18 protein-coding genes and 2 pseudogenes are annotated in these 19,071 nt (G+C 69.6%); 10 read left to right on the forward strand and 10 right to left on the reverse strand.

Annotated elements, in window-relative coordinates:
- The first annotated feature begins 182 nt into the window (after positions 1–182).
- Entirely contained in the window at positions 183–1,298 is a 1,116-nt protein-coding gene (locus tag ACWCSU_RS35625) for a PucR family transcriptional regulator (protein ID WP_449940968.1), read from the forward strand.
- 53 nt (positions 1,299–1,351) lie between these two features.
- Here ACWCSU_RS35625 and ACWCSU_RS35630 read toward each other — a convergent pair whose 3' ends face one another.
- Positions 1,352–2,683, reverse strand: a complete 1,332-nt coding sequence (locus tag ACWCSU_RS35630; RefSeq protein ID WP_449940971.1) for an MFS transporter — start codon at positions 2,681–2,683, stop codon at positions 1,352–1,354.
- 397 nt (positions 2,684–3,080) lie between these two features.
- On the opposite strand from ACWCSU_RS35630, the gene ACWCSU_RS35635 reads away from it, so the two are divergent.
- Entirely contained in the window at positions 3,081–4,265 is a 1,185-nt protein-coding gene (locus ACWCSU_RS35635) for an alpha/beta hydrolase family protein (protein ID WP_357701584.1), read from the forward strand.
- A gap of 128 nt (positions 4,266–4,393) precedes the next feature.
- A complete protein-coding gene (locus ACWCSU_RS35640; RefSeq protein WP_357701586.1) occupies positions 4,394–4,675 on the forward strand; it encodes a hypothetical protein in 282 nt (93 codons plus the stop codon).
- 151 nt (positions 4,676–4,826) lie between these two features.
- Here the strand turns inward: ACWCSU_RS35640 and ACWCSU_RS35645 are convergent, their stop codons facing one another.
- On the reverse strand, positions 4,827–5,756 hold the full coding sequence (locus ACWCSU_RS35645) for a LysR substrate-binding domain-containing protein (protein WP_449940975.1): 930 nt from the start codon (positions 5,754–5,756) through the stop codon (positions 4,827–4,829).
- Positions 5,757–5,852: 96 nt separating this feature from the next.
- Here ACWCSU_RS35645 and ACWCSU_RS35650 point away from each other — a divergent pair, with 96 nt between their 5' ends.
- On the forward strand, positions 5,853–6,869 hold the full coding sequence (locus ACWCSU_RS35650) for a nitrilase family protein (protein ID WP_357701590.1): 1,017 nt from the start codon (positions 5,853–5,855) through the stop codon (positions 6,867–6,869).
- 186 nt (positions 6,870–7,055) lie between these two features.
- On the opposite strand, the gene ACWCSU_RS35655 is transcribed toward ACWCSU_RS35650, so the two are convergent.
- On the reverse strand, positions 7,056–7,715 hold the full coding sequence (locus tag ACWCSU_RS35655) for an MFS transporter (RefSeq protein WP_449940978.1): 660 nt from the start codon (positions 7,713–7,715) through the stop codon (positions 7,056–7,058).
- 113 nt (positions 7,716–7,828) lie between these two features.
- Between ACWCSU_RS35655 and ACWCSU_RS35660 the strand changes: the two genes are divergently transcribed.
- On the forward strand, positions 7,829–8,011 hold the full coding sequence (locus ACWCSU_RS35660) for a hypothetical protein (protein ID WP_357701594.1): 183 nt from the start codon (positions 7,829–7,831) through the stop codon (positions 8,009–8,011).
- A gap of 170 nt (positions 8,012–8,181) precedes the next feature.
- Here ACWCSU_RS35660 and ACWCSU_RS35665 read toward each other — a convergent pair whose 3' ends face one another.
- The 4 genes from ACWCSU_RS35665 to ACWCSU_RS35680 all read right to left on the reverse strand — a co-directional run bounded on the left by ACWCSU_RS35665 (position 8,182) and on the right by ACWCSU_RS35680 (position 11,984).
- Positions 8,182–9,582: an MFS transporter gene (locus tag ACWCSU_RS35665; RefSeq protein WP_449940980.1), complete on the reverse strand. Its 1,401-nt coding sequence runs from the start codon at positions 9,580–9,582 to the stop codon at positions 8,182–8,184.
- Positions 9,583–10,065: 483 nt separating this feature from the next.
- The gene (locus tag ACWCSU_RS35670; protein WP_449940983.1) at positions 10,066–10,407 is read right to left on the reverse strand and encodes a hypothetical protein; all 342 of its coding nucleotides are present in this window, start codon (positions 10,405–10,407) and stop codon (positions 10,066–10,068) included.
- 139 nt (positions 10,408–10,546) lie between these two features.
- Positions 10,547–11,158 (reverse strand): hypothetical protein, encoded by a 612-nt coding sequence (locus tag ACWCSU_RS35675; RefSeq protein ID WP_449940984.1) that lies wholly within the window; start codon positions 11,156–11,158, stop codon positions 10,547–10,549.
- 397 nt (positions 11,159–11,555) lie between these two features.
- On the reverse strand, positions 11,556–11,984 hold the full coding sequence (locus ACWCSU_RS35680; protein ID WP_449940987.1) for a BP74-related protein: 429 nt from the start codon (positions 11,982–11,984) through the stop codon (positions 11,556–11,558).
- 129 nt (positions 11,985–12,113) lie between these two features.
- Here ACWCSU_RS35680 and ACWCSU_RS35685 point away from each other — a divergent pair.
- From ACWCSU_RS35685 to ACWCSU_RS35695, 3 genes and pseudogenes are all read left to right on the forward strand, one after another.
- Positions 12,114–12,359 (forward strand): annotated as a pseudogene (locus ACWCSU_RS35685) (LysR substrate-binding domain-containing protein); the annotation flags it as partial.
- Positions 12,360–12,416: 57 nt separating this feature from the next.
- Positions 12,417–13,232 carry a GNAT family N-acetyltransferase gene (locus tag ACWCSU_RS35690; RefSeq protein WP_449940989.1) on the forward strand — a complete coding sequence of 272 codons (816 nt, stop codon included), beginning with the start codon at positions 12,417–12,419 and terminating at the stop codon, positions 13,230–13,232.
- Positions 13,233–13,339: 107 nt separating this feature from the next.
- Positions 13,340–15,076, forward strand: a complete 1,737-nt coding sequence (locus ACWCSU_RS35695) for a long-chain-fatty-acid--CoA ligase (protein ID WP_449941043.1) — start codon at positions 13,340–13,342, stop codon at positions 15,074–15,076.
- Here ACWCSU_RS35695 and ACWCSU_RS35700 read toward each other — a convergent pair.
- Positions 14,975–15,826, reverse strand: a pseudogene (locus ACWCSU_RS35700) (helix-turn-helix domain-containing protein); the annotation flags it as partial. The gene ACWCSU_RS35695 and the pseudogene ACWCSU_RS35700 sit on opposite strands and share 102 nt — an antisense overlap.
- 245 nt (positions 15,827–16,071) lie before the next feature.
- Between ACWCSU_RS35700 and ACWCSU_RS35705 the strand changes: the two are divergent.
- On the forward strand, positions 16,072–16,245 hold the full coding sequence (locus ACWCSU_RS35705; RefSeq protein WP_357701610.1) for a DUF6011 domain-containing protein: 174 nt from the start codon (positions 16,072–16,074) through the stop codon (positions 16,243–16,245).
- A 220-nt stretch (positions 16,246–16,465) separates the two neighbouring features.
- Here ACWCSU_RS35705 and ACWCSU_RS35710 read toward each other — a convergent pair whose 3' ends face one another.
- Complete coding sequence (locus ACWCSU_RS35710) at positions 16,466–16,906, reverse strand: MarR family winged helix-turn-helix transcriptional regulator (RefSeq protein WP_449940991.1); 441 nt, start codon at positions 16,904–16,906, stop codon at positions 16,466–16,468.
- Between the two features lie 44 nt (positions 16,907–16,950).
- Here ACWCSU_RS35710 and ACWCSU_RS35715 point away from each other — a divergent pair, with 44 nt between their 5' ends.
- A complete protein-coding gene (locus ACWCSU_RS35715) occupies positions 16,951–17,355 on the forward strand; it encodes a hypothetical protein (RefSeq protein ID WP_449940994.1) in 405 nt (134 codons plus the stop codon).
- Positions 17,356–17,505: 150 nt separating this feature from the next.
- Here the strand turns inward: ACWCSU_RS35715 and ACWCSU_RS35720 are convergent, their stop codons facing one another.
- Entirely contained in the window at positions 17,506–19,071 is a 1,566-nt protein-coding gene (locus ACWCSU_RS35720) for a chitobiase/beta-hexosaminidase C-terminal domain-containing protein (protein WP_449940996.1), read from the reverse strand.

Genomic DNA, 19,071 nt, shown 5'->3' on the forward strand with positions numbered 1-19,071 from the left:
CCTTTTCACCTCTCGCATTGCTAACTTGTGCGCTGTCGCACCACCGTAGACAGACACCCTGTTGAAGCGCTTCGTACGATCTGTCGCTATTTGTTGGTGCCGATCCGACGTTGTGTCGCAGGAGAGGAGCAACCCCGGTGAGCCTTGATGACGCCGTCCAAGATCTGGCCGATCGCCTCGGCGTGGCGCTGGTGGTGCTCGACCACGAACTGAAGATCGCGGCGTTCAGCGTCCACGACACCGACGCCCGGCTCGCCCGGCTCGCGCGGTTGCTCGCGGGCTCGACGGCGCCGGTGACGAAGTCGCTGGTCAAGGAGCATCGGCTGCACCACGCCAAGCACGGCGTGCGGGTGACCCAGGACGACGGGGAGCTGGTCGTCCTGCCGTTGCGTCACGAGCAGCAACTGCTCGGCTACGTCTACTACGTCGAGGACCGGGAAACGCCGTGCGCCGACGACCTCGAAATCCTGGAATCCGCCGCGCCGGAAATGGGCGCGCTGCTCTCGTTGCGGGTCTCCGAGCGCAGGCACGGCAAGGAGAATTCGAAGCACCTTCTCGCGGCATTGCTCGGAGGATCGCCGGAGGCCCGCTCGAAGGCAGCCGAAACCCTCGTCCGGGACGATCTCATCGACGATGTCGAGAATTACTCGGTTCTCGTTCTCCAGGCTCCGGAATCGTCCTCGAAGTCGGTGACGCGACTTGCCGTCGAGGCGACCCTTGAATTCACCACGAGATCGACGACCGTGAAGATCGTCGGTGCCGTTCTCGGGGCCGAGGGAATCGTTCTCTTTCCGCGTCCGGTCAATCACGACAGGCTTGAACGCGCACTCGCCGGTCCCGATCTGGAAGAGGTCGTGGCGGGCGTGGGCGGCGTGAAGCCGTCCTTGACGGAGGCGGTGCACTCCTACCACGAGGCCCAGCTCGCCTCCCGCGCCTCCCGGCTGGATCGGCACCGTTACGGCAAGCGGGTCTTCTGGGAGGACCTCGGCATCGACCGCCTGTTCCTGCAACTGCCGCTCGACCGGCTGACGCCGAGCCAGCTCCCCACCGGAGTGCGACGCCTGCTGAACGCGCCCCACGGCGTCGAACTCGCGACGACCCTGGAGGGCTACCTCGACAGCGGCGGCGAGATCCAGGGCACGGCACGACGTCTGCGCATCCACCGCAGCACGCTCTACTACCGGCTCGACCGCATCCGCGAGGTCATCGACTGCGACATCACGGACGGGTCGGTCCGCCTGGAACTGCACGCCGGCCTCCGCATCGCCCGCCTCGCCGGCCTATGGCCACACAAGTGAGCTTCCGGCGCCCACCACGTCGACCGCAGGCCGGGCCGTGGGCGAGCGGGCGCTCAGTCCGTCGCTGTCCCGGCGCCCGCGGGGAGCGAGGAAGCGTGCGCGTGCACCCACCAGGCGAGCGGGAGTGCGATCAGCACCACCGCCTGGATCGCGAGCAACGCCGGAACGATGCCCCAGCGGTCTGCCACCAGGCCGGCTCCCAGGGCGACGAGCGCGTAGAGCACGCTGCCGAGCAGCGACGCGAGCGAACCCATCGTCGCGCGTTCCCGGTCGGTGAACTCGCGCTGCAGCAACGTCTGCTGGGCGATCGTCGACATGCCGTAGGCCGGGGACCCGAGCAGCACGGGCGAAAACACCGTCGGCTTGACCAGCGCCAGGAAGTTCGCCACGTTGTCGAACAGCTCACCGAACAGCAGAGTGCGGGCCGCGCCCACCTGGCCGATCACCCAGCCACTGACGCGGAAGCCGATGAAGGCCACGCCATGGCCGAAGGTGCGCCACAGGCCCAGCGCCCAGAGCGGCCACAGCCCCGTCACGAACACGGGCGACAACTGGGCCGCGCTCTCGCTGCTGTAACGAAGCGCCGACACCAGCGTCATCCGGCGGAGCACCGGGTTGCGTCGGATGCCGCGCAGAGCCGATCCGAGATGCGCCGGCACGCTCGACTCCCGCGGGCCGTGCACCCGCGGTTCCCGGACCCGCAGGGCGACGAGCACGCACAGCACCTGCGGCACGACCGACAAGACGACCACCACCCGCGGCGACCAGGTGCCGGCGACCACGCCGCCCAGGGCTGCCGCCAGTGCGAGCGCGATCTGGAACATCGAGTTCACCCGGCCCGAGTGCCGGGGGAACTCCTCCTCCCGGCCGGCTTCGAGCAACGTGTCGTAGAGCAGAGACTCGTTGTTGCCGCTCCACAGCGAGGTCGCCAGCCCCTCCAGCACCACGGCCGCAAGGAGGAGGCCGTAGCCGGAAGCGCCGGCGTACCCGAGGTGGGCGGCCGTCATGACGACGGCGCCGGCGATCATCGTGCCGCGTCGGCCGAGGCGGTCGGAGAGCACCCCGGTAGGCACTTCGAACGCCGCCGAAGACAGCATCTTCACCGCCAGGAGGCTGGCGGCGGCGGCGTACGAGCCGGTGACCTGCGCGAAGTAGATGACCATGATCGGCCCGTACATGCGGAAGTCGCCGAGGAAGTTGAACCAGCTCAGCAGGCGGACATTCCGGCTGACAGTCTGGTCAGCGGGGCTCGGAGCCGACGTCGACGGTTGAGGTTTCCTGCCGAGCAGGCGTTCGACCAGGACACGAACATGGAGCAGTGAAGAATGACGAGCGGACACAGCAGAACTCCCGGAAGGGCGAACGGAGACGCCGAACAGCGCCAAGGGTCGGTGACACGTGTCACTTCGCCCCGGTGACCGGGATGTGTGCTGACTTCGCTGCTACACGCGCGGCGTCACAAGGCCGCGACTGCGGTCACCAAGGGGCGAACGGAAGCTCCGGTCATCGTCGTGGACATCAGGCTCCTCAGTTCCCCAGGCGGACGGGATTCCGCATCGGCTCCGACCCTAGCGGCCGAAGGACCCACATGTCCGCTGAATTACGGTCACACGGCGGCCTCGCGCGGTGCATATCGATCTAGCAGGGAGTGCCGCCCGTTTCAACCTCAAACGGGCCCTGATCTCCCCTCCGAGCGGACGGGTGCTTCCGCCGTTCGCAGGAAGGCCGAACTCATCTCCGGTGAGGAGTTTCCGGACAGCGAGCCACCCTAGCGTGGCCGTCATGAACTACGCATTGCTCAGACGGGGCGTGGCCGCCGCGGTCGCGGTCGGACTTCTGGTCACCGGGCCCGCCGTACAGGCCGCGTCGAAGCCCGTCACTGTGGCCCTGCCCAAGCCGACAGGTCCGCGCGAGATCGGCACCGTCGCGCTGCACCTGCGCGACAGCTCCAGGGCCGACCCGTGGATCAAGACGCACGACCGGCGTGAGCTGATGGTCAGCCTGTGGTACCCCACCCGTCGTCCGGACGGCCACCCCGCCGCGCCCTGGCTGCCGCCTCGCGCCGCCGAGGCCTTCTACCGCACCAACGGCCTCTCGCCCGCGGCTGTCAGCCTGCCCTTGACCCATGGCCGAGAAGGGGCCCCGGTGGCGGGCCGAGAGCTGCCCGTCGTGCTGTTCTCGCCCGGCAACGGCGCCGACCGTTCCATGAACACCGCCACGGTCGAAGAACTGGCCAGCCGGGGCTACATGGTGGTCACGATCGATCACCCAGGCGATGCGGGAGAGGTGGAGTTCCCCGACGGCACGGTCACCGGCCGGGTCCTGAAGCCGGTCCCGGTGAGCCGGCTGGAGGAGAAGGCCGAAGAGGTCAAGGTACGGGTGGCTGACACGCGCTTCGTGCTGGACCAGCTCAAGGAACTGAACAAGGGGCAGAACCCCGATGCCGAAGGCCGGAAGCTGCCGAAGGGTCTGCGTGGCGCGTTCGACCTGAGCAGGGTCGGCATGTTCGGCCATTCCGCGGGAGGAGCGACGGCCGCCGCGACGATGCTGGAGGATCGGCGGGTCAAGGCGGTGCTGAACCTGGACGGCCCCGCACTCGGCAAGGTGGCCGCCAAGGGATTGACCAGGCCGTACATGCTGATGGAGGCCGAGATCTTCGACAAGCCCATCCGCGGGCAGAAGGCCTTCTGGTCCCGGCTGAAGGGCTGGCGGCTGCACGTGAAGACCAAGGGCGCCAAGCACAATTCCTACACCGACCTGCCGCTGGTGTACGAGCAGGCGGCGCCGGTGATCGGCCTGTCGAAGGAGCAGTTGCAGGCGGTGAACGGGACACTGTCGGCGGCGCGTTCCGTGGCCGTCACCCGCGCCTACACCACGGCCTTCTTCGACCTGCATCTACGGCGCAAGGGCAACCTGCTCGACAAGCGTTCCTCGCGGTTTCCCGAGGTGCGGGTGATCGCCCGTTAGGGCTCACACGACCATCTGGATGGATCACCCCGGGGGCGGTGGGTCATCAGGCGCTGGGCCAGCACTTTCGCATCTGCGGGCGATATGGAAGGATCCTTCTCCGCATCGATCATGCCGAAGGATCACGTATGTCCATCAAGGCGATCGTGTTCATTGCCTTCCTCTTTGTTGGTGCCGGGGTGCTTGCTGGGGTGATGCCCCTTACCGAAGGTGGCTCGGAGTGCGGTTCGGCCTTCATCTCGCCGTCCGATTCCGCCGGTCAGGACCATGTGAACGCGTGCGAGGACGTTCGCAATCTCGTTCAGATCCCGACCACGATTCTGCTGGCCGTCGGCGGTGTGTTGCTCCTCGCGGCCTTCTTCGTGGATGTGGGTCTGACGATGGAGAGACATCGAAGAGAAGAGCAGTGAGGCCGGCCTGGAGATCCGTACGGGCTCCGGCCGGAGAACCCCAGCGCAAGCTCTCGACGACCGCCTGCCATCGCTCCCGATCTCCCCAAACCAGGAGGTGATGGCCCCTGTGCCCGCTCGTGAGGTGAGGCGGCGGATACAGGACGCCGCCTCAGCCGAAGTCGTCCGATGGTGACGTCGCACCGTATGTCGTCCGGCCGGACAACGCGGGAGTGTCTCGAAGAACAGCGAGGAAGTTGGCCGTCATGGGCTGAACGCGATCACGGTTCCACACCACGGCGATCTGCCACTCCGCCACCGGATGAAGGACCGGGGTGACGGTGACCGGCGGGGGCGCGATGCGGCCGGCGCGGGCCGGGACGAACGCCGCGCCCACCCCGGCTGCCACGAGCGCCAGCACGGTCTGCAGGTCGTCCGCCTCCTGGACGACGTCGGGACGAACCGTGAGGGCCCCGCACAGCCGTTCGATCTGCCCGACCAGGCCCGGCCCTCTGTCCTTCCTCAGTTGCACGAACCGGTGACGAGCGACCCAGCGCGGCAGGTCTGACGCGTCCTGCGGCGGCGAAGTGTGCTCGCCGGTCGAGGCGAGGGCGAGGCGATCGGTGTCCAGCACCATGTGGGCCCAGGCGTCCCCCTCGGGAAGCCGGACGAAGCCCACATCGAGTTCCCCGGTCGCGAGCCGGTCGAACTGCTCCTGGGAGGACATGTCGTCCAGGGTGACGTGCGCGTCGGGATGGCGCCGACGGAAGGCGGCCACGGCGCGCGGGGCCAGATCGATGCTCGACAGCCCGAAGCCGACCGACAGGCGCCCGATCTCCCCGGCGGCCGCCCTGGTGATGCGCAGAACCAGGGCATCGGCGCGCCGCACCAGGTCCTGCGCCTCGGGCAGCAGGATCGCCCCCAGGTCGGTGAGCGTGGCACCGTGCCGCCCGCGGTGGAACAGCCGGCCTCCCACCCGTGCCTCCAGGGACTGGATCTGCTTGGTCAGCGTCGGCTGCGTCACCAGCAGCTTCTGCGCGGCCGAACCGTACCTGCCCAGCTCGGCCACCGTCAGGAAGGCGCGGAGCAGCATCAATTCCATTCCTGGAGTCTATAGAAAGCCATATGGAATTCATTGGACGCATGGAAGACGCGTATGGTCACCTGCTGTCGAAACGGCGACGTGGAGGAGTCAGCAGTGGAACAAGGTGACGTGGCGGTGCGCGGCGCGACCGTTCAGTTCGAGCCCCGGCCCGACGACAAGAGCTACAACCTGGCCAGGATCGAGCATTACGTGCGCGAGGCGACCGCCGCGGAAGTGCGGATCCTCGCCTTCCCGGAGATGTGCCTGCTGGGGTACTGGCACCTGCGCCGACACCCCGTCGACCGGCTCCGCGAGCTGGCCGAGCCGCTGGCCGGGCCGTCGATCTCGGTCGTCCGGCAGCTGGCGGCCGATCACGGCATGGCCATCGGGGCCGGCTTCCTGGAGATCGACGAGCAGGGTCGCCTGTTCAACAGCTACGCCGTGTGCATGCCGGACGGGAACGTCCACTGTCACCGCAAACTGCACGCCTTCGAACACGAGGCGATCAGCAGTGGCGATTCCTACACCGTCTTCGACACCCCCTGGGGCGTACGCGTGGGCGTGCTCATCTGCTGGGACAACAACCTGGTCGAGAACGTCCGGGCAAGTGCGCTGCTGGGTGCGTCGATCCTGCTGGCCCCCCACCAGACCGGCGGCACCGACTCACGCAGCCCCCACGGGATGCGGCCGATCCCCGCGCAGCTCTGGCACGATCGCCGCCGCGCCCCGGAGGCGATCGAGGCCGAGCTGCGCGGCCCCAGCGGACGCGGGTGGCTGATGCGCTGGCTGCCCGCCCGCGCCCATGACAACGGCCTGTTCATCCTGTTCAGCAACGGCATCGGCCAGGACGACGACGAGATCCGCACAGGCAATGCGATGGTCATCGACCCCTACGGCCGCATCCTCGGCGAGACCTGGAAGGCGGGGGACGACATGGTGATCGCCGACCTCGACCTCTCCCTGCTGCCGCTGTCGACGGGCCGGCGATGGCTCCAGGGACGACGCCCGGAACTCTACGACATCCTCACCCGCCGGTTCGGAGACGAACGCGAGCCTCGTGCCGCGCGATTCGCCACCGATTCGGTGCCACTCCACCGCGCCCCCACCGACCACGACGGGCCGGCCACCTGAGCCACCAGCGGGGCGACACCCGGTCATCGGCCGCGTTCGTCCTGGCGGTGGCGCTCCGGCAGCTCACGGGCGGCACGTAGAGAGGGTCGGAGGTGCCGTGCGCGGACATGGCCACGTTCGCAGCTCGCTCATTTCGCCATGGTCGAGCCGCTGCTCGCCGCCACCACCCCGGAGGGTTCACCCGGGTCACGCAACAAGACCACCGCGACAAGGGCGGTCAGCCAGAGCGACGCCGCGACACCGGAGCGACGCCGCCACGGCGGACCGGCGCCCCCAATGCTTTGCCAGCAAGGGCGCCCCAGCCGCACCCACCGCGTTCGCCGCGGCCGGCGGAGCGAGCGCCAGCCCCGCTTGGAGGGGAGTGAACCCGTCCACGAGCAGCGCCACGCCTGCGGCCCCTGCCAGCGCCGTCCCGGCGGACGGGTGGTCGCCCACCTGCTTCCGGCGTAGACCGCCAGCCCGAGGCCGGCGATCAGCGCGAAGGCCACGAGGGGCACGTTGACCAGGAAGACCGCGCCCCACCACCAGCGCGCCGCCGAGAACCGGCCCGACGGTGGCGCCCGCGCTGTGCGCCGCGGCGGCGGAGGCGACGCCGAACACGGCGAACCCGGCCGGCACCATCCGTTTCCTGCCGAGCCGGTCGCCCAGCGTTCCGCAGGTCACCAGGAGCGCCGCCACCGTGAGCGAGTAGACGTCGACGATCCACAACACCTCGGTCGCGCCGGGCATCAGCTCCTCGGTCAGGCTCGGCAGGGCGACGTTCAGCACGGTCAGATCGATGCCGACCAGGAACAGGCTCGCGCACATCACCGCGAGAACCGCCCACCCCTCCGAGGCATGCACCACGTTGCACGGACGCCTGGCGTGGGCGCTGCCTGGCGGACGTCATGACTCCTGTCATCTCCCGCTCGTGATTGCGGCATCTGACCCGAACGCCGCACCTCCGACAGGATCGAACCATGACGAAGAACGCGAAGAACACCACCCCGAACTGGATCGTCGGCCTGGCCGCGGGCGTCGCGCTGGGCATGGGCCTCGGCGTGACCCTCCACAACCTCCTCCTCGGGCTCGCGATGTCGGTCTGCCTCGGCGCGGCCCTGGCCTACGCGCTCCCCGCGAAGCGCACGCAGGACCAGCAGTAGGCGATCCCGCGCACCGGGAAGGCCGTCTCGGCCAGGTGACGCCACGAGCGACGGGCCCCGCGACCATGCGAGGGCCCTTCCGCTCTCTCCGGAGCCGTTCCCGTCTCCCGAACATCGCCGAGGCCCCCGCCCGGTCGGCGCGGCCGTCAGCGACCAGCATCTGAACGAGCTCACCCGCGCGCCGCCGCCCTCGGCCTGGGGACGCCGTCCGGAACGGCCCGCGGCGTCCGGCCAGCGCTCAGCCACAGGACGGTGAACACGGCGCAGGCCAGCGTCACGGCACCCGCCACGAGGAAGGCGCTGTTGAGGCCGGATTCGAAGGAGGCGCCGCCGGACTCCCGCGTGTGAACGATCGCCCCGAGCACCGCCACGCCGAGCACCGCGCCGATCTGCCGGGTGGTGCTGCTGACGCCCGAGGCCAGGCCGCCCTCCTGCGGGCTGACCGCCTGGATGGCGGCCCCGGTCAGCGGCGACATGGTGAGAGCGAACCCGACGCCGACGACCGCCAGCCGCCACCACACGTTCCCGTAGCCGGTGTCGGCGTGCACGAAGCCCAGCGCCAGCAGCCCCAGCCCGGCCAGCGCCAGGCCGAGGCCGGCGACGACGCGGAAGCCGTACCTGGCCGCGAACCGGCCCGCGTACGGGCTGACGATCACCATGGCCAGCGAGACGGGCAGGGTCCGCAGCCCGGCGACCAGGATCGAAGTGCCCTGGACGTAGACGAAGAACTGGGAGAAGAAGAACGACGACCCCATCAGCGCGAACCCGACCACGACCATCGCCGTGTTGGACACCGTGAACAGCCGCTGACGGAACAGCCGCAGCGGCAGCATCGGCGTCGACACACGACCCTCGACCACGACGAACGCGACCAGGAGCACCAGCCCGGCGGCGAAGCTGCCCAGGATCACCGGCGAGGTCCAGCCTCGGGAACCGCCCTCGATCAGGCCGTAGGTCACAACGCCCACGCCCGCGACGGACAGAACCGTGCCGGGGACGTCGATCGGCGGCGCGCTCGCGTTGCGGGATTCCCCCAGCACGCGCAGCCCGGCCAGCAGCAGGACCGCCCCGATGGGCACGTTGACCAGGAAGATGGCGGGCCAGCCGAAGGACTCCACCAGGATCCCGCCCGCCAGCGGTCCGGCGGCCAGGCCGATGCCGCTGAACCCGGCCCACAACCCGATCGCTCTGACGCGCTCCCCCGGGGCGGGATACGCGGCGGCGATCAGGGCCAGCGAGGCGGGGCTCAGCGCCGCGGCCCCGACGCCCTGCAGCACCCGCCCGGCGATCAGCCAGCCGATCGAGGGCGCCAGGGAACACACCACCGACGCGGCCGTGAACACCACCACCCCGGCCAGGAACACCCGCCTGCGGCCGAACCGGTCGGCGAACACGCCGCCCGACAGCAGCAGCATGGCGACCAGCAGCACGTAGGCGTCGACGATCCACTGCAGGCCGGTCAGCCCGGTGTGGAGCCGCTGCTGCATGTCGGGCAGGGCGGCGCCGACGATCGTGTTGTCGAGCAGCACCATGAACTGACCTGCGCAGGTCAGGGTCAGCAACGCTTTCACGCAAATCCTTCCTCAGAGCAGTTGATTCTCGCGCTGTGAACGCGGTCAAGGGTGTGCGGAATCTTCTCCAAGCTCGGCCATCGGTTAGCGCCCGCTTCGCCGACCTGGACGCTCCGCGATCAAAAAGTCGATTCCATGAATGTGCACCCTAATGGCACGCCACAAGCGCTCAAAAAACCGAAAAAACTGCCTCTGGGATATCTTTTCCCAGGTCAGATGGGGTGTCGGCGGTGAAGCCACAGAATGGCGCTCCGCACAATGAGATAGATGTCTCTCTGCTCGTCGGTGCGTAGCCATATCGAGCGAGATTTGTCCAGTAGTGAAATCTGCGGGCTTAGAAACGGGCCACTAAGAGGAGAGGCCGGCTTTTGGGCCCTCCCTGATGGCCGAACGGCGCATCAGGACCCGCCGCCAGGTCGGCCGCGACGCCGTCGCCGCCATGGCCGCGATGGTGCCGAGAGCACCCTGCCGTCTCTAAGGCGATCATCGGCTGGGCTGCCAACTCCGGGGCAGCGGTTGATCGGCCGTTCCGCCTCCAGTTCCGTCCACGGAAATGTGGCCGTCCTCCGGTGCGCCGGAGGACGGCTGCGGCAGCCGTGCCGGATCCAGTACCGGCGAGATGCCCCAGGAGGTCAGCCGTTCCACGCTGAGGGTGAAGGCGGGGTGGGCGGCCGGCGCCACGTTCGGCCACGGCATCGCGACCAGCGGCAGCCCCAGGCCGATCGCTTCGTTCAGCAGCCCGAGTGCCGGCGTGTCGGAGATCCCGCCCGCCCATTTGTGGATCGTCGCCGGGACCACCGCCATCGCGTCGGCCGGTGGCAGCACGTCCGCTCCTCCGGCCGTTTGCAGTCCTGCCGGACCGGATGGCCCGTCAACCGTGGTGCTGGGCGGCGGTTAGCGCCGCTGCGTCCGGCCTGCAACCGACCTGGCCGCGCCGATCGACCCCGGACGCCCCCTGGCGGACCTAGCCGAAGACCACCTCCTTGTAGTTGCCCACCTTGCGCTTGGTGTACAGGTAGGTGCCGCCGGCGGGTACGTTGCGCTCCTCGACGACCCCGGACGTGTTGAGCTCGGCCAGCGCCTGCAGCTGCTTGGAGGTGTCGCCGCTCTGGGTGCCGAACCCGATGGGCAGGAACGGGTGGCGCCAGCCCTGCTGGGAGGCGGCGTCGGTCACGGTCTCGCCTTCGCGCTGCGCGGGCCGGAAGCTGTAGGGGATCTCGTAGTGGTCGAGGACCACCTTGCAGAAGTCGCAGACGGGCGCGCAGCACTTCAGGTACTTGATGGACGACAACTTCTTCTCGCCCACCGCGGCCAGGATGCACATCTCGGCGTGGTTGCTGACGTTGTCGCAGAACGGGCCGGCGATGCACACCAGCCGGTCGGTGTTGAGGCCCCGGGACTCGATCTCGCTGACGATGGCGTCCGGGCCCTCGCCGGTGACGCCGCCGAGGCCGTTGGACTTGGTGAACCAGAGGTTGTCGTCGACGATGGCGAGCGTGTAGTTGGTGGTCTTGCCGAACTTCTTGCCGGCGATCCACTCGACCAGGGAGTCGATGTCGGACTTCTGCAGTGTCATGGGGCCCTCCTCCTCGTGACTGTCCACTCGGGTCGGAGGGCGTACGGGCGCGGAAAATACCCCGGGAAGCGATCCCCCACCCGCACCCCGCCTCCGAGGACTTCTCCCGCGTGCCGGCTCAGGTGCCCGGGGCTTTCGTGTTCCTGGGCGCGCGCCCGGCGCGCCTGAGCCGCGACGAGGCGGAGGAGAACCACTCGCCACGCGCCGAGTTCGACGACGTGGTGCTGAACGACGGCGCGCGGCTCCTTGCCGAACTCGCGGTACGGCGACTGAACGCGTACGCGATGAATGCGGCGATGCATTTGCAGGCGACGCATGTCGCGGGGTCGGCTCCGGTGCATGCGGGCGGCCCCCGGAGTGGTTCTCCAGGGGCCGCGAGGGCGGGCGGCGCCAGGGGCTACGGCGTGATTTCGCGCACGAGCCTGGTGGTCCAGCCGCACCAGACGAGGCCCGGCAGGAACGCCCCGCCGGCCTCGTCCAGGTGATCCTCGACGTAGGGGATCGTCGCGTCGCAGACCTCGATGAACTGGTCGAAGAAGTCGATGGTGTCGGCGTTCAGGTGGTAGCTCCAGCGCGGGTTGAAGTCGGTCTGGCGCTTGAGGATGCGTCCGACGACGTGCGGCCGGTCCATGGTCTCGCCGTTCACCAGGTCGCGAGCGTGTTGGATCTTCGCGGGGTCGGTGAGCTTGACGATGAACTCCTCGCGGGTGATGTCGGTCATCACGAAGTAGGCCGCGTCCGCCGCCTGGGCGGGGGCGGGGGCGGTGACGCCGAGGGCCGCGACGGCGACGAGAGCTGTGAGGGTCTTGGTCAGGATGCTGCGCATGGGGTCCCTTCACCAGGTGTGACTGCGTTGCGTAGCGAGTCGCAACGTTAAGTAATCACATGGCTTGCCGCGCAGCACCTGACGTCACCGTGACAACGCAGTCACCCCGGCCGACATGAGCGCCCCGTTCAGCCCCGGCGCACCGGTCCGTCAGTGACGGACTGGCAGGTGGTGCTCTCGCTGGTCGCGGCGGGCAAGGGCGTCTCGCCGGCCGGCGTCTGGGCGGCCGAGTACCACGTCCGGCCCGGCCTGGTCTTCGTGCCGTTCCACGACGCACCGCCGATCGAGTCGGGGCTGGTGTGGCCCACCGCCAGGCAGACTCCCCTGGTCGAGGCGTTCGCCCAGGCAGTCGCGGCGGTCGAGGTCAATGCCTGAGGTGATCAGGGACGTCCGGGGCCGGGCCGCAGTGGCCGACGGAGTAGGTTCTCTCCCGTGACTGACATTCGACTTCTCGCTCCAGCGGAACTGCCCCTGTGCCGGCGGCTCGAAAGTGATCGCGAGTGGTCCACCGACGAGGCCAAATGGCGGCTGATGTTCGAGGTGGGCGAGGTGTACGCCATCGACGCGGCCGACGGCGACGGCCTGGCCGGGTGCGTGGTGGTGACCCGCCACGGCGACGCGCTGGCCGACGTCGGCATGATGCTGGTCGCCGCCAGGTACGGCAGGCAGGGGCTCGGCACGCGGCTGATGGAGCACGCCCTGGAAGTCGCCGGGGACCGCGTCGTGGAGCTGACCGCGACCCGGTTCGGGCGCCCCGTTTACGAGCGGCTGGGCTTCCGGCCCACCGGCAGCCTGACGATCACCATGGGCCCGATGGAGGGGGCGTCGTCGTCCGGGGTTCGCGTGGCGACACCGGAGGACCACGCCGCGCTCCTCGCCCTGGACGCCGAGGTCACCGGCGCCGACCGGAGCAAGGCGCTGACCGCGCTGCTGGCCACGGCCGAGCGCACGGTCGTCACCGACGGCGGCTTCGCCGTGGCCTGGAACGCCGGCCCTCACCGCGTCATCGGCCCCGTCGTCTCACCCTCGGAGGAGGCGGCCCGCGAGCTGATCCTGGCCGCCGCCCACGGCTCCGACCGCGACGTGCGGATCGACCTGCTGGACGCCTACCCGGGCCTGCGCCCGTGGCTCACCAAGCTGGGGCCCACGGAGGGACCCGCGGCCCTGCCGACGATGGTCCACGGCGCCCGCCGCCACCCGGGCGACCGTGGGCGATACGTCGCGCCCATCCTCATCTCGATGGGCTGACCGGCCGCCGCCCGCAGCGGGGGAGGAGTCGGCACGTTCGTACAAGTGCCGCCGTGATCCACCGGAGCATCCTGGGGACGGACGACCGTTCCCGGGAGAGGGTCACGATGCTCAATTTGTCGATCGTTCTGGAAGACAGCGCCCGCAACGCGCCGGACCGTACCGCCCTGGTCCTCGGTGACCTGCGCCTGTCGTACGCCGTGGTGGACTCCGTCGCGAACCAGGTGGCCAACCTGCTGGTGACGCGGGGGATCGGCAGGGGCGACAAGGTGGCGCTGCTCTGCCCGAACCTCCCCTACTTCCCGTTCGTCTACTTCGGCATTCTCAAGGCCGGGGCGACCGTGGTCCCGCTCAGCGTGCTGCTGCAGCCGCGCGAGATCACCTACCACCTGACCGACAGCGACGCCAAGGCGCTCTTCTGCTTCGAGGGCACTGATGAGCTGCCGACGGGGGCGCGCGGGCGGGAGGGGTTCGACGGCACGCAGGGCTGTGAGCACTTCTTCGTCCTGCCCGCCACGCCGCTGGCCGCCGAGTCGGAGCACGGCGAGTCGTTCTGGGCGGCGCTGGACGGCATGCCCGGGAAGTTCGAGACGGTTCGAACCGGGCCGGAGGACGTCGCGGCCGTCCTCTACACCTCCGGCACCACCGGCCCGCCCAAGGGCGCCGAGCTCACCCACGCGAACCTGCTGATCAACGCCGTCGTCAGCGACCAGATGTTCCCCGCCGATCCCGAGGGTGACGTCTCGCTCGCCGTACTGCCGCTCTTCCACTCCTTCGGCCAGACCTCCGTCATGAACGTGAGCCTGCGCCGCCGCGCCACCCTGGTGCTCCTGCCACGCTTCGAGCCCGGCCAGGCCCTGGAGCTCATGCGCCGGGAGAAGGTGACCATGTTCGCCGGGGTGCCCACCATGTACTGGGCGATGTTGTCGAAGATCCACGCGGAGGGGGCCGAGGTGCCCCCGACGCTGCGGGTGGCGGTGTCGGGGGCGGCCGCCTGCCCGGTCGAGGTGCTCAAGGATTTCGAGGCCACGTTCGGCATCCCGATCCTGGAGGGTTACGGCCTGTCGGAGACGTCGCCCGCGGCCTGCTTCAACCAGCTCAGCCGGCCCACCAAGCCCGGCACCATCGGCTTCCCCCTCTGGGGGGTGGAGATGCGGCTGGTGGACGGCGACTGGAACACCGTCCAGGGCGAGGGGCCCGGCGAGATCGCCATCCGCGGTCACAACGTCATGAAGGGCTACCACGGGCGACCCGAGGAGACCGCGGAGGTCCTGCGGGACGGCTGGTTCCGCACCGGCGACATCGCCACCCGCGACCAGGACGGCTACTACGCCGTCGTCGACCGCACCAAGGACCTGATCATTCGGGGTGGGTTCAACGTCTACCCGCGCGAGCTGGAGGAGGTGCTGATGACGCACCCGGCGGTCTCGCTGGTGGCGGTGGTCGGCGTGCCGCACGGCTCGTACGGGGAGGAGGTCAAGGCGTACGTCGTCCCGTCGGCCGGTGCGACGGCGAGTGAGGACGAGCTCGTCGCCTGGTGCCGGGAGAACATGGCGGCCTACAAGTACCCGCGGACCATCGAGTTCCGTGAGAGCCTGCCGATGACCGCGACCGGCAAGATCCTCAAGCGCGAGTTGCGCCAGGCGCTCGCCCGGGGGTCAGGGCAGCCAGTCGATCGCGGCGGCGAGCTCGGAGGGCACGCTGCCGAAGGTGCGCCGGAAGGCCCGGGTGAAGTGCGGGCCGTCGGCGAACCCGGCCGCGTGCGCGGCCGCCGTCAACGTCTCCCCGGCGGCCACCCGGTCGATGGCCCGCCGCAGGCGCAGCCACCGCACGTACGGCCGTAGCGGGAGCCCCACGTGCGCGCTGAACAGGTGCGCGAGCCGGCTCGGCGACAGGTGGACCGCGTCCGCGACCGCCCGCAGCCTTACCGGCCCTCCTGCCAGGAGCGCGGGGATGACGGCGATCGCCGCCTCCACCGCCGGGTGCGGCGGGACGCCGCCGGGGCCGCCGGGGCCGACGAGGCCGCCGGAGCCGCTCCATGCCTCGACGGCGCGCAGCGCGCCGGCTGCCTCGGCCGAGCGCGCGTGACCGACCGGCGGCTCGGTGAACATGAGCGGCCGTGTTCCCGCGCGGCTCGCCGGCTGCGAGCTCACGGGCTCGATCGGCGGAAGGCCGTGTCCGGCCCGGGTGGCGGACGGCGACCAGGACGAAGCCCCCGGCCCGGCGCCGGCGCGCGCGAGCAGGGACCTGCCCGGCGAACTGCGCGGATCCAGGTGGGCGAGCAGGGCGTCGCGCGCCCCGGTCAGCACCGTGTGGCCGGTGTCGGGCGGGACGACGGCGACGCGCGTGGTCAGCTGTTCGCCGTGGGCGTCGGCCAAGGTGACCGGCTCGGCGGCGATGATGAGCTGGACCGCGTGGTGCGCGTGCAGGTCGTTGCCGCCGATCGCGCCGCCGTACAGCATGAGGCCGGGCCGCAGGAGACACCAGCCGCGCCAGGCACGCGACATCACTCCGCCCTCCTTCTCAGGGGGTGGGCCCGCTGCGCCCGGCCGGTCCCCGAAGCCGGCCGGCGTCCACCCGGCCTGCTCCATCATCTCCCTGACGGGCTCCGCAGCCGGCTTGATGTCATGGATCAGGCCCCATCAGCCAAGGTGTCTCCTCCCGGTCGGCCTCCGCCTCCGGACCGCCGGCGGTGCGAGAGCGCGCCGGTCACGGCCTCGGCCGGCTCTACGCGCGGCTGCGTACTGCGGCAATCCGCTACATTCTCCGCAGCAGGGTCCTGTCCCAAGCGCGATGGCCAACGTCGGGAGAATCTGTGCTGACGTCTGCGGCGGAACACGTGTCCCTATCCATCCTCGACTTCGACGAGCCCGCCGCTCGGGACCACGTCACCAAGTGCGCGGCCTGCAAGCACTCCCTGCGCGCCGCGGAGTCCCGTGCTCTCGGCGTGGGCCCCGACTGCGCGTCCAAGCTCCTGGTTCAAGCAGGCAGCTCCGGACGGACGGCTCTTTGAGCGACCACCGATGTGAGCGCCCCGCCGACGCACACGCCGGCGGGCAGCCGTGGCGGTGCCTCGAATGCGGGCTGTCGTGGGAGCCGCTCCCCTTGTCGCCGGTCAGCCGCCCCCGGCGAAGGCTCGCAGTCACCAAGAACGGCGTCATCATCGCTGGTCTGGTGGTTGTGGGCGCGCTCGGCCCATGGAGGTCGCGCCGAGAGGTGATCGTCAGTGACCGTCACTGCCCCACGAGGCCGGTCGCAGCGGCGATCCGCCCCAGGATCTGGCGTAGGGCCGTCACCTCGGCGGGGTCGATGGCGCTCAGCAGGTCCTCGTCGTTCTGCCGCGCCAGCGAGAGCGTCTGGTGCCGCAGGTCCTGGCCGGTCGGTGTCAGCTCGATGAGCTGACGCCGACGGTCTGCGGTGTCCCGTACTCGTCGTACGGCGCCGAGCTTCTCCAGTTCGTCGAGCATGTCGACGACCACACTGGCGGTCACCCCGACGGCCTTGGCCAGCTCCAGTTGCGCCCGGGGCCCGCCCGCCAGGAGTTCGAGGACGGCACAGTGCCGCGGACGCAGGCCGAGCGGGGCCAGGCGATCCGCGAACTGCCCGTTCGCCTGCTGGCCCAGCTTGCCCAGCAAGAACCCCACCGTGTCGGTCAACGACCCTTCCGCTGTCACAGCATCAATGCTAGCGTGCCCATATGATTCGGCAACCGAATGATATGGCTACCTCACTAAATGCGCGTCGATTCGGCGCGCTCGTCGCCGTCCTCAACGTGATCGCCTCCGGCTACTTCGCGGTCACCAGCCTGGTGGACCCGGGCGCGCTGGTGCCCGGAGGCGATCAGGCCGCCCCCAGGACCTATGCCGCCTACATGGTGGTCCGCAGCGTGGTGCTGCTCGGCGGAATGGCCTGGTTGCTGGCCCTGCGCGCGTGGCGTGCCCTTGCCCTGCTGCTCGCGTTCAACGGCGCGGTCCAGCTCGGCGACACGGCGATCGGCGCGGCTCACCACCAGGTCCCTCAGACGATCGGCCCCCTGGTGTTCGCCGTCGCCCTGCTGATGGCCGCTTGGCTGCTCGCCGGCCGCAATCCGGCCCGGGGACGAGTTCAACCGGCCTCACAGTGAGACCGGCCGCCATCCGCCTCGTCCGCCCAGAGAAATCGACCAGACAGCCCACAGGCGCGCAGCGACCCCCCGGACTGGTGGGTCCCCAAGAGCTGAGAGTCCCGTTACCGATCACGTGCCTGATCGGTAACGGGATGTCGAAGGCGGTTACTACTTCAGCACGTCCACGGCGACAGGTGACTGGTTGCCCTGTGCGTCGACCGCGACGACCTCCGCGCGATACTTCACGCCGTCGCGCGTGACCGGGACCGGAATGTCCATGGAGCCGGCGGCGGGCACCACGTCGAAGCGGTTGGCGACCCTGGTGCTGAGCACCTCGTCGCCGTTGTCGGCCCGGGTGACGCGCACCTTGTAGTGGTACACCAACTCGTCGTCCGCGGCCTGCTCGACGCGCAGCGCCAACTGGCCGTCCTTGCCGGTCTGCGCCGACAGGGGGTGCGACGACGTCCAGCGCGGGGCCGTGCGGTTGCGGTTGGCGTCGGTGTAGGTGAAGTTCTCCACGACCTGGGCATCGCTACCGGCCGTCTTGATCTCCCAGGGCTTGCCGGCCAACGTCCCGTCGCTCTGGAACGGCGGCTTCCAGTTCGCCGACCATTTCCCGCCGGTGTACATGTCGTGGAGGTCGGCGTTCAGGTTGATGCGGTTGATGACCGTACGGCCCGGGTAGATCTCGACGGCCAGCCCCTGGGCGGTGGGGGTCTCGAAGCGATTGGCCAGTCGCCCTTCCGCGTCGAGCATCTGGTAACCGTGGTCGATTTCGATGTACGACGAACTGGAGTCGTTGACCGCGGTGAAGTTCTTCTGGTGGATCGAGCGCGGGTCGTTCAGGTTCAGATGCGAATGGCCCGAGAAGTAGATGGCGCGCGGGAACTTCGACAGATCCTCGGCCAGGCGCGGGTTGCTGGTCTGCTGGCCGTCCATGACGGTTCCCGGAACCGGCCGGTGCCCCCCGACGATGATGGGCAGGTCCCGGTAGGCGGGGTTCGCGGAGATCTGGCCGAGCTGATCGCGCAGCCAGGCGGCCTGGGCGGGGGAGTAGTCCTCGGTGTTGACCGTGACGATCGGGATCCCCTTGACGTCGGTGCGGTAGTAACCGGCACCGGAGTCCGGGAACCACTCCTTGGGGTAGCCCGCACGGACTTCGGCCAGGGTCGCGTCATGGTTTCCGTACGCCATGAGCACCTGGGTCGCGTTCATGCCCTTGCGTTCGAGGTTCTCCTTGAAGATGCGGGCGGTCAGCTGGTGATCCTTGCCGCGTCCGTCCCAGTTGTCGTTGATCATGTCGCCGTTGGAGAGGATGGCGTCCGGGGTGCCCAGGACTCCGGCGAAGGTGTCGAAGTAGGACGACCAACGGTGGCGATCGGCCTCGTAGTCGCCGATGTGCACGTCAGAGACGATCATCATGCGGGCGATCGGCTGCTCACCCTCGCGGATGAGGTACTCCTCGGACTTGAAGGCGCCGGCCTGGTTGCCCTTGAAGGCGCGTGCCGTCAGGTTCGTGTCCGCGGTGATGCGGATCGGCTTGCCGGCGTACGTCGGGCTGCTCTTCGTGGGAATGCTGCCGTCGGTGGTGTAGCGGATCGTCTCACCCTGCTTGGCCTTGAGCTCGACGGACACCGCCTGCTCGTGACGGCCGCCGTCGACGCTGAACGCCGGGGCCGGTGGCGTCCCGCCCGGGACGGCTGAGGCGGCTTGTGCCAGCGGGAAGAGTCCCAT

Source organism: Nonomuraea sp. NPDC001699 (genome assembly GCF_053596455.1).